This window comes from Thiomonas sp. FB-6 (genome assembly GCF_000377645.1).
GTDB lineage: Bacteria > Pseudomonadota > Gammaproteobacteria > Burkholderiales > Burkholderiaceae_C > Thiomonas_A.
This window is the reverse complement of the sequence record NZ_KB898471.1, coordinates 165872-182036: the sequence shown is the minus strand read 5'-3', so window position 1 is coordinate 182036 and position 16165 is coordinate 165872. Positions and strand designations below refer to the sequence as shown.

Annotated in this window: 15 protein-coding genes; 12 read left to right on the top strand and 3 right to left on the bottom strand. The window is 72.8% G+C overall.

Features of this window, described 5'->3' with window-relative positions; all coding sequences use genetic code 11:
- Positions 1-26 precede the first annotated feature (26 nt).
- Positions 27-1418, bottom strand: a complete 1392-nt coding sequence (gene radA / locus D466_RS0100865) for a DNA repair protein RadA (protein WP_018911796.1) — start codon at positions 1416-1418, stop codon at positions 27-29.
- A complete protein-coding gene (gene alr, locus D466_RS0100860; RefSeq protein WP_018911795.1) occupies positions 1418-2554 on the bottom strand; it encodes an alanine racemase in 1137 nt (378 codons plus the stop codon). Before alr ends, radA begins: the two co-directional genes overlap by 1 nt.
- A gap of 132 nt (positions 2555-2686) precedes the next feature.
- Here alr and lplT point away from each other — a divergent pair, with 132 nt between their 5' ends.
- Genes lplT through D466_RS0100840 form a run of 4 tightly spaced genes read left to right on the top strand, consistent with a single transcriptional unit; the run spans position 2687 to position 6358 of the window.
- Positions 2687-4009 carry a lysophospholipid transporter LplT gene (gene lplT / locus D466_RS0100855; RefSeq protein ID WP_026284741.1) on the top strand — a complete coding sequence of 441 codons (1323 nt, stop codon included), beginning with the start codon at positions 2687-2689 and terminating at the stop codon, positions 4007-4009.
- Positions 4006-4821, top strand: coding sequence for a TlpA disulfide reductase family protein (locus D466_RS0100850; RefSeq protein ID WP_018911793.1), 816 nt, complete (start codon positions 4006-4008; stop codon positions 4819-4821). Before lplT ends, D466_RS0100850 begins: the two co-directional genes overlap by 4 nt.
- Positions 4818-5804 (top strand): DMT family transporter, encoded by a 987-nt coding sequence (locus tag D466_RS20100; protein WP_231385641.1) that lies wholly within the window; start codon positions 4818-4820, stop codon positions 5802-5804. The genes D466_RS0100850 and D466_RS20100 overlap by 4 nt, the downstream gene beginning before the upstream one ends.
- A complete protein-coding gene (locus D466_RS0100840) occupies positions 5801-6358 on the top strand; it encodes a glutathione peroxidase (RefSeq protein ID WP_018911791.1) in 558 nt (185 codons plus the stop codon). The genes D466_RS20100 and D466_RS0100840 overlap by 4 nt, the downstream gene beginning before the upstream one ends.
- A gap of 43 nt (positions 6359-6401) precedes the next feature.
- Here the strand turns inward: D466_RS0100840 and D466_RS0100835 are convergent, their stop codons facing one another.
- On the bottom strand, positions 6402-7022 hold the full coding sequence (locus D466_RS0100835) for a phenylacetic acid degradation protein PaaY (RefSeq protein ID WP_018911790.1): 621 nt from the start codon (positions 7020-7022) through the stop codon (positions 6402-6404).
- A 224-nt stretch (positions 7023-7246) separates the two neighbouring features.
- On the opposite strand from D466_RS0100835, the gene D466_RS0100830 reads away from it, so the two are divergent.
- The 8 genes from D466_RS0100830 to D466_RS0100795 all read left to right on the top strand — a co-directional run bounded on the left by D466_RS0100830 (position 7247) and on the right by D466_RS0100795 (position 16165).
- Entirely contained in the window at positions 7247-8047 is an 801-nt protein-coding gene (locus tag D466_RS0100830; RefSeq protein ID WP_018911789.1) for an enoyl-CoA hydratase-related protein, read from the top strand.
- A 97-nt stretch (positions 8048-8144) separates the two neighbouring features.
- Complete coding sequence (paaI, locus tag D466_RS0100825) at positions 8145-8621, top strand: hydroxyphenylacetyl-CoA thioesterase PaaI (RefSeq protein WP_018911788.1); 477 nt, start codon at positions 8145-8147, stop codon at positions 8619-8621.
- A 23-nt stretch (positions 8622-8644) separates the two neighbouring features.
- Entirely contained in the window at positions 8645-9970 is a 1326-nt protein-coding gene (paaK, locus tag D466_RS0100820) for a phenylacetate--CoA ligase PaaK (RefSeq protein WP_018911787.1), read from the top strand.
- 21 nt (positions 9971-9991) lie between these two features.
- Positions 9992-10660, top strand: coding sequence for a TetR/AcrR family transcriptional regulator (locus D466_RS0100815; RefSeq protein WP_018911786.1), 669 nt, complete (start codon positions 9992-9994; stop codon positions 10658-10660).
- Complete coding sequence (pcaF, locus tag D466_RS0100810; protein WP_018911785.1) at positions 10657-11871, top strand: 3-oxoadipyl-CoA thiolase; 1215 nt, start codon at positions 10657-10659, stop codon at positions 11869-11871. The genes D466_RS0100815 and pcaF overlap by 4 nt, the downstream gene beginning before the upstream one ends.
- 59 nt (positions 11872-11930) lie before the next feature.
- On the top strand, positions 11931-13991 hold the full coding sequence (paaZ, locus tag D466_RS0100805) for a phenylacetic acid degradation bifunctional protein PaaZ (protein ID WP_018911784.1): 2061 nt from the start codon (positions 11931-11933) through the stop codon (positions 13989-13991).
- A 45-nt stretch (positions 13992-14036) separates the two neighbouring features.
- On the top strand, positions 14037-14639 hold the full coding sequence (locus tag D466_RS0100800; RefSeq protein ID WP_026284739.1) for a cob(I)yrinic acid a,c-diamide adenosyltransferase: 603 nt from the start codon (positions 14037-14039) through the stop codon (positions 14637-14639).
- 125 nt (positions 14640-14764) lie between these two features.
- Positions 14765-16165, top strand: a complete 1401-nt coding sequence (locus D466_RS0100795) for an efflux RND transporter periplasmic adaptor subunit (RefSeq protein WP_026284738.1) — start codon at positions 14765-14767, stop codon at positions 16163-16165.

Sequence of the window (16165 nt, the reverse complement as noted above, 5' to 3'; positions counted from 1 at the left end):
GGCTCGCGCCCGGCGACGGAGGGGGCTCACTGCTCCCGCAGCAGTTCCAGCGCCTGGTCGATGCGCTGCACCGGGTGCAGGCTCATGCCGTCGAGCTGTTCGGGATTGTGGCGCGGCGCGTTGGCGGCCGGGATGATGGCCGCCGAAAAGCCCAGCTTGGCGGCCTCGCGCAGGCGTTCCTGGCCGCGCGGGGCGGGGCGGATCTCGCCGGCCAGCCCGACCTCGCCGAAGGCCACCAGCCCGCGCGGCAGCGCGCGGTTGCGCAGCGAGGACTGGATGGCCAGCATCACCGCAAGGTCGGCCGCCGGCTCGGCGATGCGAACGCCGCCCACCGCGTTGACGAACACGTCCTGGTCGGCGCAGGACACGCCGGCGTGACGGTGCAGCACCGCCAGCAGCATGGCCAGGCGCGCCGGGTCCAGGCCCACGCTGAGCCGGCGCGGGCTGGGCGAGGCGGCGTTGTCGGCCAGCGCCTGGATTTCCACCAGCAGGGGGCGGCTGCCTTCCAGCGTGGCCAGCACGCAGGAGCCCGGCACCGGAGCGCCGTGGTGGGACAGGAAGATCGCCGAGGGATTGGCCACGCCCTTGAGCCCGCGCTCGGTCATCGCGAACACGCCCAGCTCGCCGACGCCGCCGTAGCGGTTCTTGATGGCGCGGATCAGGCGGTAGTTGCTGTGCGCGTCGCCTTCGAAGTACAGCACGCTGTCGACCATGTGCTCCAGCACCCGCGGGCCGGCCAGCGCGCCTTCCTTGGTGACGTGGCCCACCAGCACGATGCAGGTGCCCGCCGTCTTCGCGTGGCGCGTGAGCTGGGCCGCGCATTCGCGCACCTGGGCCACCGAGCCGGGCGCCGACGACAACTGCTCGGTATAGACGGTCTGGATGGAGTCGATCACGCACACCGAGGGGCGTTCGGCGGCCAGCGCCTCGCCGATGCGCTCGAGCTGGATCTCCGCCATCAGGCGCACCCGTGCGCCCTGCAGCCCCAGGCGCTGTGCGCGCAGCCCGACCTGCGCCGCCGATTCCTCGCCGCTGACGTAGAGCACGGAGGTGTTCGCGGCCAGCGCGGCCAGCACCTGCAGCAGCAGCGTGGACTTGCCGATGCCGGGGTCGCCGCCGAGCAGCACCACGCTGCCGGCCACCAGCCCGCCGCCCAGCACGCGGTCGAGTTCGCCGATGCCGCTGGGCATGTGCTGCTGCTCGGCGGCCGGCACCTGGGCCAGGTCCTGCACCGCCGAAGCCGGGGCCAGCGGCGCGGGCGCGGCACGCCCGGCGCCCAGCGAGCCGCCCCGTGCGGCGGTGCCGGTGCGCGTCTCCACCAGGCTGTTCCAGGCGCCGCAGTGCGGGCAGCGACCGAGCCATTGCGCGGACTGGCCGCCGCAATCGCTGCAGACGAAAGTGGTGCCCGAACGGGCCATCAGACGACCTGCACCGGCACCCGGCGCGCCAGCGCGCACATGAGTTCATAGCCCAGCGTGCCGCTGGGCTCGGCCACTTCGTCGATGCCCAGTTCCGCGTCCAGGTGGCGCCCCCAGCACAGGACCGGGCTGCCGACGTCGGCGGCGCGGCCGGCCGCGCGCACGGGATCCAGGTCCACCATCACCATGTCCATGGACACGCGCCCGACGATGCGCGTGCGCACGCCGTCGACCACGATGGGTGTGCCGCTGGGGGCGTGCCGGGGATAGCCGTCGGCGTAGCCCACCGCGGCCACGCCGATGCGCATCGGACGCTCGGCTCGGAAGGTGGCGCCGTAGCCCACCACGCCGCCGGCCTCGACGGTCTGCACGCCGATGATGCGGGTGAGCAGGCTCATCGCCGGGCGCAGTTCCCAGCGCGTCGCGTCGGCATGCGCGCCGGTGGGCGAGCCGCCGTACAGCGCGATTCCCGGGCGCACCCAGTCGCCCAGCACCGCGGCGGCGTCGTCATGCCGGCCCGGTCGGCCTTGCGCCTGCACGCCGTAGCGCAGCAGCGCGGCCGAATTGCACAGGCTGCGTTCGCCGGGCAGGCCGTCGACCGCGGATTCGAAGCGTTCCAGCGCATCGGCGACGCCCGGCTCGCCGTCGGCGGTGGCGAAATGGGTCATGTGCGAGACCGCGCCCACCGCCGGCAGTTCCTGCAGGCGCTGCCAGGCCACGCGGTATTGCTCGGGCGTGAAGCCCAGGCGGTTCATGCCGCTGTTGAGCTTGAGAAACACGCGGTGCGCGCGCGGCTTGCGGCGCGAGGCCAGCCAGTGGATCTGCGCCGCGTCGTGCACCACGTGCCACAGGTTCAGGCGCTCGCAGGTGGCGAGGTCCTCCAGCCCGAAGCAGCCCTCGAGCAGCAGGATGGGGCCGCCCCAGCCCAGCGCGCGCAGGGTTTCCGCCTCGGCCAGGTCGAGCAGCGCGAAGCCGTCGGCCGCGCGCAGCGCGGGGAAGGCGCGCTCCACGCCGTGGCCGTAGGCATTGGCCTTGACCACCGCCCACACGCGGGCGCCGCCGCCGGCCGTACGCGAGCGCGCCAGGTTGTGGCGCAGGGCTTCGAGGGAGACGGTGGCCTGGATCGGGCGGGGCATGACGGGCTCGAGTGTAGTGCCTGCGAGGCCTTGCGCCGCGGCACCCTCGCACCCGTCCACGCCATGGTCCCTATGCTATAAATGGGCGATTTCGCGCAGGCGCGCCGCGCACGGCAGGATTCGCAGGACGGAATGAAAAAAGGTTTCTACTGGATCATGGCCGCGCAGTTCTTCTCGTCGCTGGCCGACAACGCCCTGCTCATCGCCGCCATCGCGCTGCTGGTCCAGTTGAAGGCTCCGGGGTGGATGACCCCGCTGCTGAAATTCTTCTTCACGGTGTCCTACGTGATGCTGGCGCCCTTCGTCGGCGGCTTCGCCGACTCCCTGCAGAAGGGGCAGGTCATGCTGATCACCAACCTGGTCAAGCTGGCCGGCCTGCTGACCATGCTGTTCGGCGCGCATCCGCTGCTGGCCTACGCGGTGGTGGGCCTGGGCGCCGCCGCCTATTCGCCGGCCAAGTACGGCATCCTCACCGAGCTGCTGCCGCCGCAGCAACTGGTCGCGGCCAACGGCTGGATCGAGGGCACCACGGTGAGCTCGATCATTCTCGGCACCGTGCTCGGCGGCTTTCTGGTCAGCCGCGAGGCCTCGGACTGGCTGCTCGGGCAGGCGCCGCTGCAATGGCTGCACGTGCAGGGGGCCGCGGGTGCGGCGCTGGCGCTGATCTCGCTGGTCTACGTGGTGGCCGCGGCGTGCAACCTGCGCATTCCCGATACCGGCGCGCGCTATCCCCACCAGACCGCCAACCCGGCGCGCCAGCTGGTCGAGTTCGTGCACTGCATGCGCGTGCTGTGGAGCGACAAGCTGGGCCAGATCTCGCTGGCCGTGACCACGCTGTTCTGGGGCGCCGGCGCCACGCTGCAATTCATTGTCATCAAGTGGTCCGAGGCCGCGCTGGGGCTGAACCTGAGCAACGCCGCCGCGCTGCAGGCCACGGTGGCCTTCGGCGTGGCGCTGGGCGCGGTGCTGGCGGCCACGCGCGTGCCGCTGAGGAACAGCCTGCGCGTGCTTCCGGTCGGGCTGGGCATGGGCGTGGTGTGCATGGTCGTGGCCCTGTACACGCGCTCGATGGTGCCGGAGCTGCAGTTCTCCGTGGGGCGCCTGCAGGTGCCGTTGTACCTGCTGCTGGCCGGCGTGTTCATGGTGATGATCGGCGCCATGGCCGGCTACTTCGTGGTGCCCATGAACGCGCTGCTGCAGCACCGCGGCTACGTGCTGCTGTCGGCCGGGCATTCCATCGCGGTGCAGAACTTCAACGAGAACCTCAGCGTGCTGGCGATGCTGGGCATGTACTCGCTGCTGATCAGCGTGAACCTGCCGGTGCGCGCCACCATGCTGCTGTTCGGGGTGTTCATCGTGCTCAGCATGTGGCTGGTCATGCGCTGGAACGCGCGCAACATGCGCCAGCGCGACTGGACCCTTCTGATCGGCGAGCCGCGCCACCCCGCGCCATGATGCCGCTGCGCCTGGGGCCGCTGCTGCTGCCGAGCGCGCCGCTGTTGCTGCTGCTCGGCGGCTGGCTCGCCGACATGCTGGCGCGACGCCTGGCGCGCGGCGTCGCGCCGCGCCCCGGGCCGGCGCTGCTGGCGGCGCTGCTGGCCGGGCTGCTGGCGGCGCGCGTGGCCTTCGTGCTGCGCTGGTATTCCCAATATCCGACGCTTGCGGCCATGCTGGACCCGCGCGACCTCGGCTTCGAGCCCTGGGCGGGCTGGCCGGTGGCGGCGCTGGTGCTACTGGCCTGGGGCCTGTGGCGGGCGCCGCTGCGCCGTGCGCTGGCCGGCGCCTTCGCGGCGGCCGCGCTGGTGGTGTTCGGCGGGCAGGCGCTGCTGACGGCGCTGCAGCCGGCGCCGCGCCCCTTGCCGGCGCTGACGCTGCGAGACCTGCAGGGACGCCCGGTGGGCCTGCGCGGCCTGCGTGGGCAGCCGCTGGTGATCAACCTGTGGGCCACCTGGTGCCCGCCATGCCGGCGCGAGCTGCCGATGCTGCTGGCGCAGGCGGCGGGGCATCCGGGCGCGCGCATCGTGCTGGCCGACCAGGGCGACGCGCCGGCGGCGGTGGACGCACTGCTGCGCTCGCTGGGCCATGCCGGGGCCCCCGAGGTGCTGCTCGACGCCGGGCGTTCGCTGGCCGCCTACTACGAGGCGCCGGGCTACCCGACCACGCTGTTCATCCGCGCCGACGGCAGCCTGCAGCGCATGTACGTGGGCGAGATGTCCGCGGCCACGCTGCGCCAGGGCATCCGCGCACTGGGCGGGGCGGCTCCGTGACACAGACCGCGGGGGCGCGAACGGCCTGGCTGTCGGTCGGCGGACTGGGCTTGAGCGCACTGGTGTGGGGTCTGTCGTGGTGGCCGGTGCGGCACGCGCAGGCGCTGGGCGTGCAGCCGCTGTGGACCACCGCGCTGGTCTATGCGCCGGGGGCGCTGCTGGTGCTGCTGCTGCGCCCGGGGGCGCTCGGCCAGTGGCTGCGCAGTCCCGGACTGCTGCTGGTGGCGCTGGCGGCCGGCGGCGCCAACGTGTGCTTCAACCTGGGCGTGGCTCGCGGCGACGTGGTGCGCGTGGTGCTGCTGTTCTACATGATGCCGGTGTGGGCCACGCTGCTGGCGCGCTGGTTGCTCGGCGAGCGCATCGGCGCGGCCGGCTGGATGCGCCTGGCCCTGGCCCTGGCCGGCGCGCTGATCGTGCTGTGGCCCGGCGGCAGCGGCCTGCCGCTGCCGCGCAGCGGCGCCGATTGGCTGGGCCTGGCCGGCGGCCTGTTCTTCGCGCTGGACAACGTGATGCTGCGGCGCTGCGCGCAGGCCACGGCTTCGGCGCGCATGCTGGCCATGTTCGCCGGAGGCCTGCTGTGCGGCGCGCTGCTGGCGCTGCTGCTGCAGTCCCTGGGCGCGGCGCCGGCGCTGCCGCCGCCGCGCGCCGACTGGGGGCTGCCGGTGCTGGTGCTGGGCCTGGCCATGGTGGCCGGCAGCTACGGCCTTCAATACGGCGCGGCGCGCCTGCCCGCGGCGCTGACCGCGGTGATCATGATGCTGGAGATCGTGTTCGCCAGCCTTAGTTCGGCCTGGCTCGGCGCCGGCCGCATGGACTTGCGTGCCTGGGCCGGCGGCGGCCTGATCGCCGCCGGCGTGCTGCTGGGTGCCTGGGCCGAGGCCGCCGGCCAACGCCGCGCCGCCGCGCATGACGAAGCTGCGGGCACGGAGCACAATGAGGCCGTGCCGGCGCGTGTGCCAGCGGCCCGTGGGAGCCCCCGATGACCACCCCGATTCCGAGTTCCGGCGAAAGCGCCGCTGCCGCCCCTGGGCATGCCGCGAGCGCCTACGAGTTCAGCGCCCGCGACATCGAGGGGCGCGAGCAGTCGCTTGCCGCGTGGCGCGGGCAGGTGCTGCTGATCGTCAACACCGCCAGCGCCTGCGGCTTCACGCCCCAGTACGCGGGCCTGCAGGCCCTGCACCACGCGTATCGCCCGCGCGGCTTCACGGTGCTGGCCTTTCCCTGCAACCAGTTCGGCGCGCAGGAGCCGGGCAGCGCGGCGCAGATCGTCGAGTTCTGCCAGACCAACTACGGCGTGGAGTTCCCGCTGTTCGACAAGGTCGACGTCAACGGCGCCCACACCCACCCGCTGTGGCGCTGGCTGAAGGACCAGGCCAGCGGGGTACTGGGCACCGAGGCGATCAAGTGGAATTTCACCAAGTTCCTGGTCGGGCGCGACGGCCAGGTGATCCGGCGCTACGCGCCGCAGACCCAGCCCGACGCGCTGCGCGCGGACATCGAGATGGCGCTGGCCGCGCCCGCCCCCGCGGTCTCCTGAGCCTGCGCGCCGCCGCGGGCCGCGAGCCCGCGGACGCCGGGCTTCAGGAGCGCGTACCCGCCTCGCGTGCGCGCAGCGCCACCAGCGGCTCGACGCTGGGGGCGTTCAGCCGGGCCCGCTGCGCGGGCTCGGCGCGCAGAGGCTCGACCTCGCGCAGGCTTTGCAGGCAGCGCACCGCGAGTTCCTGGTAGGTGCGCGTGCCCTCGGCCTTCCACGCGATCTCCTCGTCGCTCAAGGGGCGCTTGACCCGCGCCGGCATGCCCGCCACCAGCGTGCGCGGGGGAATCACCATGGCCGCCGGCACGAAGGCGCAGGCGGCGATGATCGAGAATTCGCCCACCTCGGCGTCGTCCATCACCACGGCGTTCATGCCCACCAGCGCGCCGCGGTGCACGATGCAGCTGTGCAGCACCGCGCCGTGGCCGATGTGGCCGTCCGCGTGCACCACGGTGTCGTGCCCCGGGAATCCGTGCATGACGCAGGAATCCTGCACGTTGGCGCCTTCGTGCAGCACGATGCGTCCGAAGTCGCCGCGCAGGCTCGCGCAGGGGCCGACGTAGCAGCGCGGGCCGACGATCACGTCGCCGATCAGCACCGCGCTGGGATGCACGTAGGCGGAGGGGTCCACCACCGGGACGACACCGTCGATCGAATAGCAGGGCATGGGCGGGGCCTCGAATCAGGGTTTTCCGGGGTGCCGGCGGGGTGGGCCGGCACTTGCCGCGGGCAAAGCTTCGAGCCTAATATTGACCGACCGGTTGGTCAATATTGTTTGCCGGGCGGCGCCTGCCGCCAGGCTCGGCCTTCCGCTCCCCGCGTCGGGTCCGCGCCCGGCTTCCGAAGGGGGCCCGGCCCGCGCCGCGCGCCCGAGTTCAACGATTGTGCCCGATGACCGCTTCCGAGCTTCCCGTGCTGCTTTGCGAACGCGCAGGCGGCGTGCTGACCTTGCGCCTGAACCGCCCGCAGGCGATGAACGCGCTGGACGGCGCGCTGTGCCAGGCCCTGCTGCGCGAGCTGGACGCGGCCGCGGCCGATGCGCAGGTGCGCTGCGTGGTGCTGGCCGGCGCCGGACGGGCCTTCTGCGCCGGACAGGACCTGCGCGACCCCGCGGTGGCCCCCGGCGGCGCGCCCAAGGACCTCGGAGAGGTGGTGGCCTCGCGCTACCGCCCGCTGGTCCTGCGCCTGCGCTCGATGCCGGTGCCCACGCTGGCCGCCGTGGGCGGCGTGGCCGCCGGCGCCGGTGCCGCGCTGGCGCTGATGTGCGACATCGTGGTGGCGCGCCGCAGCGCCTCCTTCGTGCAGGCCTTCGCGGCCATCGCGCTGATTCCCGACAGCGGCAGCACCTGGCTGCTGCCGCGCCTGGCCGGCCGTGCCCGCGCGCTCGGCCTGGCCATGCTCGGCGACAAGTTGCCGGCGGCGCAGGCCGAGGCCTTCGGCCTGATCTGGAAATGCGTGGACGACGAGGGCTTCGAGGCCGAGGCCGCGGCCCTGGCGGCGCGCCTGGCCGCGCAGCCGGCGCGCGCGCTGGCCCGCACGCGCGCGCTGATCGATGCCGGTGCGGCCTGCGCCCTGGAGCAGGCGCTGGACGCCGAGGCGCAGGCGCAGCGCGACCTGGGTTTCGCCGGCGACTACGCCGAGGGGGTGGCGGCGTTCGCGCAAAAGCGCGCACCACGCTTCACCGACCGCTGAGCCCGCCCGCCGCAGCGCCGGCGGCGCCGGGGAGCGGATCCCGGCCCCCGGCGCCACGCGCGGGCCCTTTTCTTCCGTAGCCACCAGGAGCCGAGAATTGCATTCCCCCGAGACTTCCGATGAGGCCGCCGCGCTGCGCGTGGCCCTTCGCGTGCGCGAGACCATGCTGGCCGACGACCACGCCTCGCGCGCGCTGGGCATCGACATCGCCGAGGTGGCGCCGGGCAGGGCGCTGGCGCGCATGCGCGTGCGCCGCGACATGCTCAACGGATTCGGCATCTGCCATGGCGGGCTGATCACCACGCTGGCCGACACGGCCTTCGCCTACGCCTGCAACTCGGGCAACCACGTCACCGTGGCCGCCGGGATCAGCGTGGATTTCGTGGCCCCGGCGCACGAGGGCGACGAGCTCAGCGCTTCCTGCGAGCAGCGCACCCAACAGGCCCGCACCGGGGTCTACGACGTGGTGGTGCGCAACCAGCACGGCCACACGGTGGCGCTGATGCGCGGCCGCTCGCACCGCCTGAAGGGTCGCCAGGTCTTCGCCACCGGCGAGCCGGGCCCGCAGTCCTGAACACCGACCACGAGGAGACCCCCATGACCCAGGCCCGAGGCGCCGGTGGCGCCGCGCTCGAAGCCATCGAGACCGCCAGCCGCGACGAGATCTCCGCGCTGCAGCTGCAGCGCCTGCGCTGGACCCTGCAGCACGCCTACGACAACGTGCCCCACTACCGGCGCTCCTTCGATGCCCAGGGCGTGCATCCGCAGGAGCTGAAAAGCCTGGAGGACCTGGCCCGTTTTCCCTTCACCGGCAAGTCGGACCTGCGCGACAACTATCCCTTCGGCATGTTCGCCGTGCCGCGCGAGCAGGTGGTGCGCGTGCATGCCTCCTCCGGGACCACGGGCAAGCCCACCGTGGTCGGCTATACACGCGCCGACATCGACACCTGGGCCGATCTGGTGGCGCGTTCCATCCGCGCCGCCGGCGGCAAGCCCGGGGACATGGTGCACGTGGCCTACGGCTACGGGCTGTTCACCGGCGGCCTGGGCGCGCACTACGGCGCCGAGCGCCTGGGCTGCACGGTGATCCCCATGTCGGGCGGGCAGACCGAGAAGCAGGTGCAGCTGATCCGCGATTTCCGCCCGGACATCATCATGGTCACGCCCAGCTACATGCAGGTGATCGTCGAGGAGTTCGCGCGCCAGGGCCTGGACGCGCGGGAGTGCTCGCTGCGCGTGGGCATCTTCGGCGCCGAGCCGTGGACCGAGGCGATGCGCTCGGAGATCGAGCACAAGGCCGGCATCCGCGCCGTGGACATCTACGGCCTCAGCGAGGTCATGGGCCCGGGCGTGGCCAGCGAATGCGTGGAAACGCAGGACGGCCCGGTGATCTGGGAAGACCACTTCTATCCGGAGATCATCGACCCGGTCACCGGCGAGGTGCTGCCCGAGGGCAGCGAGGGCGAGCTGGTGTTCACCTCGCTGAGCAAGCAGGCCATGCCCATCGTGCGCTACCGCACCCGCGACCTCACGCGCCTGCTGCCTCCCAGCGCGCGTTCCTTCCGGCGCATGGGCAAGATCGTCGGGCGTAGCGACGACATGCTGATCGTGCGCGGCGTGAACATGTTCCCCACCCAGGTGGAGGAGATCGTGCTGCAGCACGAGATGCTGTCGGGCCAGTACCAGATCCACCTCAGCCGCGACGGCCACCTGGACAAGGTGGAGGTGCACTGCGAGGTGCAGCCCGAGCACGCGCAGATCGGCGAGGCGCAGCGCGAGCAGATCGCGCATTGGGTGGCCCACCGCATCAAGACCCTGGTGGGCATCAGCACGCGCGTGGTCGTGCTGCCTCCGGACTCGATCGAGCGCACCCTCACCGGCAAGGCGAGGCGGGTGTTCGACCACCGCCCGCGCAGCGCCTGAAGGCCCGGGCAGGAACCACCGATGGCACGAGGACGAGCTCCCCAATACGACGAGCAGCGCGCGCTGATCCTCAGCCAGGCCGCGCGCCTGTTCGCGCAGCAGGGTTTCATGGCGACCTCCATGAACCAGGTGGCCGAGGCCTGCGGCCTGTCCAAGGCCGCGCTGTACCACTATTTCCGAGACAAATACGCGCTGGTCGCGCACATCGCCGAGACCCACGTGCGCCAGTTGCTCGAGGTGGTGATGCAGGCGCAGGCCGAATGCACCGAGCCGCCCGCGCTGCTGGGGCTGCTGATCCAGCGTTTCGTGCGCGAGTACGCCAGCGCGCAGGACGCGCACCGCGTGCTCACCGAGGACGTGCGCTTCCTGGCCGAGGAGGACCGGCTGCGCATTCTCGGCGTGGAGCGCGAGGTGGTGAGCCGCTTCGCGCAGGCCATGCGCGCGCTGCGCCCCGAGCTCGGCGGGCGCGAGCTCGACAAGCCGCTGGCCATGCTGCTGTTCGGCATGATCAACTGGCTGTTCACCTGGTTCAAGCCCGGGCGCGGGCTCGATTACGAGCAGCTCGCGCCCATGGTTTCCGACCTGTTCCTGCACGGCATGCTCGACATGGGCCTGCCGCAGCCCGCGGCGCTCGCCCCGGCGCGCCGCCGCGCACCCCGATCCACCGATACGACGAGGACCCCGACATGAGCACCACTCCCCAGGCCTGGATCATCGACGCCTGCCGCACGCCCATCGGACGCTACGCCGGCGCGCTGTCGGCGGTGCGTGCCGACGACCTCGGCGCCGCGCCCATCCGCGCGCTGATGCAGCGCCACGCCCAGCTCGACTGGGGCGCGCTCGACGAGGTGATCTACGGTTGCGCCAACCAGGCGGGGGAGGACAACCGCAACGTGGCGCGCATGGTGGCGCTGCTGGCCGGCCTGCCGGTGCAGGTGGCCGCCCACACGGTGAACCGGCTGTGCTCCTCCGGCATGGAGGCGGTGTCGCAGGCGGCGCGCTCCATCCGCTGCGGCGAGGCCGACCTGGTGCTGGCCGGCGGCGTGGAGAGCATGTCGCGCGCGCCCTTCGTGATGGCCAAGGCCGAAAGCGCCTTCTCGCGCAGCGCGCGCATCGAGGACACGACCATCGGATGGCGCTTCGTGAACCCGCAGATGAAGGCCCGCTACGGCATCGATTCCATGCCGGAGACGGCCGAGAACGTCGCCGCCGACTACCGCATCTCGCGCGCCGACCAGGACGCTTTCGCGCTGCGCTCGCAGCAACGCTGCAAGGCCGCGCAGGAGGCGGGCTTCTTCGCCGGCGAGATCATTCCGGTGAGCGTGCCGCGCGGGCGCGGCGAGAGCGTGGAGGTGGCGCAGGACGAGCACCCGCGCGCAGACTCCAGCGCCGAGCAGCTGGCGCGGCTCAAGCCGGTGGTGCGCGAGGGCGGCACGGTCACCGCAGGCAACGCCTCGGGGGTCAACGACGGCGCCTGCGCGCTGCTGCTGGCCTCCGATGCCGCGGTGCGCCGCTGGGGCCTGGTGCCGCGCGCGCGCGTGGTCGGCGCCGCCGCGGCCGGCGTGGAGCCGCGGGTCATGGGCATCGGCCCGGTGCCGGCGGTGCGCAAGCTGCTCGAGCGCAGCGGCTGGGAACTCGGCGGCGTCGACACCATCGAACTCAACGAGGCCTTCGCCGCGCAATCCCTGGCGGTGCTGCGCGAGCTGGGCCTGGCCGACGACGACGCGCGGGTCAACCCCAACGGCGGCGCCATCGCACTCGGCCATCCGCTGGGCGCCTCCGGCGCGCGCCTGGTGCTGACCGCGCTGCGCCAGCTCGAGCGCATCGGCGGGCGGCGTGCGCTGGCCACCATGTGCGTGGGCGTGGGCCAGGGCGCCGCACTGGCGCTCGAGCGAGTCTGAAGGCCGCGGCGCCAGCGCGCCGCGGATGTGCGAATTCGATCCAGGCAGGTGAATCAACCATGAACGCTCCCATTCTGCAAAGCTATCTCGCCGGCCACTGGTTCGGCACCGAGCCCGCGCAGCCTCTGCTCGACGCGGCCAGCGGCGCGGTGATCGCCCACACCCACGCCGGCCAGGGCGACTTCGAGGCCGCGCTGCACCATGCGCGCTCCAGCGGCGTGCGCGGCCTGCTGGAACTCGACTTCCAGCAGCGCGCGGCGCTGCTCAAGTCCCTGGCGCGCTACCTGTCGGAGCACAAGGAACGGCTTTACGAGTGGTCGCTGTACACCGGGGCCACCCGCAACGACGGCTGGATCGACATCGAAGGCGGCATCGGCACGCTGTTCGCCTATGCCGGCATGGGCTCGCAGGAGCTGCCCGCCGGCAACGTGGTGCACGAGGGCCCGGTGGTGCAGCTGGGCAAGCAGGGGCATTTCGCGGGCAGCCACATCCTGGTGCCGCGCGAAGGCGTGGCGGTGCACATCGACGCCTTCAACTTTCCCGTCTGGGGCCTGCTGGAGAAATTCGCCCCCAGCTTCCTCGCCGGCATGCCCTGCATCGCCAAGCCGGCCACCGCGACCAGCTACCTGACCTGGGCCCTGGTGCGCCTGATGCTCGACTCCGGGCTGCTGCCCGAGGGCTGCCTGCAACTGGTCGTCGGCTCCACCGGCGACCTGCTGGACCGGCTGCAGGGCCAGGACGCGGTGACCTTCACCGGCTCGGCGGCCACCGCGGCCAGGCTGCGCGGCAACCCGCGGCTGCTCGAGCGCGGCGTTCCCTTCAACGCCGAGGCCGATTCGCTCAACAGCGCCATCCTGGGGCCCGACGTGGAGCAGGGTGACGCCGAATTCGAGCTCTTCGCGCGCGAGGTGGTGCGCGAGATGCGGGTCAAGGCGGGGCAGAAGTGCACGGCCATCCGGCGCATCCTGGTGCCGCGGCGCCATCTGCAGGCGCTGGCTGCCAGCCTGGGCGCCAAGCTCGGCGCGCTGCGCATCGGCGATCCCCGCCTGCCGGAGGTGCAGATGGGGCCGCTGGCCAGCAAGGAGCAGCAGCGCGACGTGGGCGAGGCCCTGGCCCGGCTGCGCGCCTGCTGCGACACCGTGTTCGACGGCAGCGCCCAGGCTTCGTGGGCCGGGGTGGGGGCCGAGCAGGGGGCCTTTTTCGCGCCCACGCTGCTGGCCTGCGAGCGCCCGGCCGAGATGGCCGCGGTGCACGAGGTCGAGGTCTTCGGCCCGGTCAGCACGCTGATGCCCTATGACGAGCTGGACGAGGCGCTGGCGCTGGCCGCGCGCGGCCAGGGCAGCCTGGTGGCCACGCTGGCCACGCGCGACCCGCAGACCGCGGCGACCGCGGTGCGCCGAGCCGCGGTGCACCACGGGCGCATCCTGGTGCTGGACGAGGAGGCGGCGAAGGAATCCACCGGCCACGGTTCGCCGCTGCCCTCCCTCAAGCACGGCGGGCCGGGACGCGCCGGCGGCGGCGAGGAGCTCGGCGGCATGCGCGCGGTCGCCCATTACCTGCAGCGCAGCGCGGTGCAGGGCTCGCCCACCATGCTGGCCGCGGTGCTCGGCGAGTACGTGCGCGGCGCCCGTCGCATCGAGACCGAGGTGCACCCCTTCCGGCGCCACTTCGAGGAGCTGCGCGTGGGCGAGTCGCTGCTCACCCACCGGCGCACGGTCACCGAGGCCGACATCGTGAATTTCGGCTGCCTGTCCGGCGACCATTTCTACATGCATTTCGACGACATCGCGGCACGCCAGTCCCCCTTCGGCCAACGCATCGCGCATGGATATTTCGTGCTGTCGGCGGCGGCCGGGCTGTTCGTGTCGCCGGCGCCGGGGCCGGTGCTGGCCAACTACGGCCTGGACACCCTGCGTTTCATCAAGCCGGTTCGCATCGGCGACACCATCCAGGCCCGCCTGACCTGCAAGCGCAAGACCGACCGCCGCAAGACCGACGCCCAGGGACGCGGCCAGGGCGTGGTGGCCTGGGACGTGGAGGTGCGCAACCAGGAGGACGAACTGGTGGCCAGCTACGACATCCTGACGCTGGTAGCCAAGCGCGAACAAGGGGTTTCCTGACGCGCCAGGCCCACTTGCGCCACAATGGGCATTTGGGCCGCGATCATGGGAAATCGACTCAGCGCCATCACCACCCGCACCGGCGACTCCGGCACCACCGGCCTGGGCGACGGCTCGCGCTGTTCCAAGGCCGCGCCGCGCATCGACGCGCTGGGCGAGGTCGACGAACTCAACGCCCACCTCGGGCTGCTGCTGTGCGAGCCGGTGCCCCCGGCCGTGCGCACGCTGCTGCTGCAGGTCCAGCAGGACTTGTTCAACCTGGGCGGCGAACTGGCCGTGCCCGGCATGAACCTGCTGGAAGAGGCCGCTCTCGAGCGCCTGGACCAGGCCATCGCCGCCCACAACGCCGAGTTGCCGGCGCTGCGCGAGTTCATCCTTCCCGGCGGCACGCGGGCGGCGGCGCAGGCCCACGTATGCCGTACCGTGGCACGGCGGGCCGAGCGCACGCTGGTGCGCCTGCGCGAACAGGAGCCCGGCGGCGCCGAGGCGCCGAGCCTGGCGCTGCGCCTGCTCAATCGCCTGTCGGACCTGCTGTTCGTGCTCGCGCGGGTGCTCAACGAGCCCGGCGCCGAGGTGTACTGGGACCACCAGCGGGATCCCCAGCGCAAAGCCCGGCAGGATCCCGATCGGCCCCCGTCGGACCGGTAGCATTTCGTCACGTTCGCTGCATGCTGGCGACACACGCCGCGCGCATCATGCCGCTCGGCGCGGCGCGGGTGTGCCCCGCGCACTGAGTCCCTCCCTCCCGCCTTCCTCCGATTCGCCGGTCCGCGATGTCCGCTCCCTTGCCTGAATCCGCTCCCCCTTCCCGCAGGCCGCCCCGGCGCTGGCCCTGGCTGCTCGCACTGGTGCTGCTGCTCGCGCTGGGTGCCGGGATCTGGTGGCACACCGGGCGCCAGGCAGGGCCCGCCGGCGCCGGCGGCATGCGCCGCGGGGCCTTCGGCGAGCAGGGGCCGACGGCGGTGACGGCCGCCAGCGTGCGCGTGCAGACCGTGCCGGTATGGCTGACGGCGCTGGGAACCGTCACGCCGCATACGCTGGCCAGCGTGATGCCCCGCGTGTCCGGACTGCTGCAAAGCGTGGACTTCCACCAGGGCCAGCAGGTACGCGCGGGCCAACTGCTGGCCACCATCGATCCGCGCCCCTTCCGCATCGCCGTTGAGCAGGCGCAGGCCACGCGCGAGCAGACGGCCGCCCAGCTGGCCGGCGCGCGCAGCGACCTTCAGCGCTACGAGACGCTGCTCGCGCAGGACGCCATCTCGGCCCAGCAGGTGGCCGACCAGCGCGCCACCGTGGCCCAGCTCAAGGCGCAGCTCGACGCCAACACCGCGGCGCTGGACAGCGCGCGCCTGCAGTTGTCGTGGACCCGCATCACGGCGCCGGTGTCCGGCATCGCCGGGCTGCGCCAGGTGGATCCGGGCAACATGGTCAACACCTCGGGGGCCATCGGCGTGTCCTCGTCGAACACCTCCTCGTCCTCATCCTCGTCCGGTAGCGGCGGCGGTACAAGCGGCGGCGGTGCGGCGCCGATCGTGACCATCGCGCAGGTGCAGCCCATCGAGGTCAGCTTCGCGCTGCCGCAGGCCGAGGTGGGCGAGCTGTTGCGCCAACTGGCCGCCGGGCGCCGCGCGCAGGTGCAGGCCTGGGACGCCTCGGACACCCGCATGCTGGCGCAGGGCGAGCTGCTGGCCGCCGACAACCAGATCTCCACTTCCACCGGCACCCTGGCGCTGCGCGCGCGCTTCGCCAACTCCTCCCTGAGCCTGCTGCCCAACCAGTTCGTCAACGTGCGCGTGCTCGAGCACAGCATCGTCGACGCGCCGGTGGTGCCCAGCACGGCGGTGGCGGTGGGTGCGAACGGCACCTATGTGTACGTGATCGGCAGCGGCGGCGCGGTGGCCGTGCGGCAGATCCAGGCTGGCGTCGTGTGGAACGGCCTGACCCAGGTGGTGACGGGCCTGAAGCCCGGCGAGCGCGTGGTGACGGCCGGGCTGGACCACCTGCGCGAGGGTGCCAGGGTGAGGGTCGTGCAGGCGGCGTCGGCGCCGGCGCGCGGAGCCAGCGTGCCGCGAGGCGGGGCCTCGGCGGCCGGGGCGGCCGTCCGCCGCGGCGCCGGCAAGGCCCACGGCGCATCCGCGGCCAGGCCGGCCGGCGCGCCTCCCGCGAATCGCTGA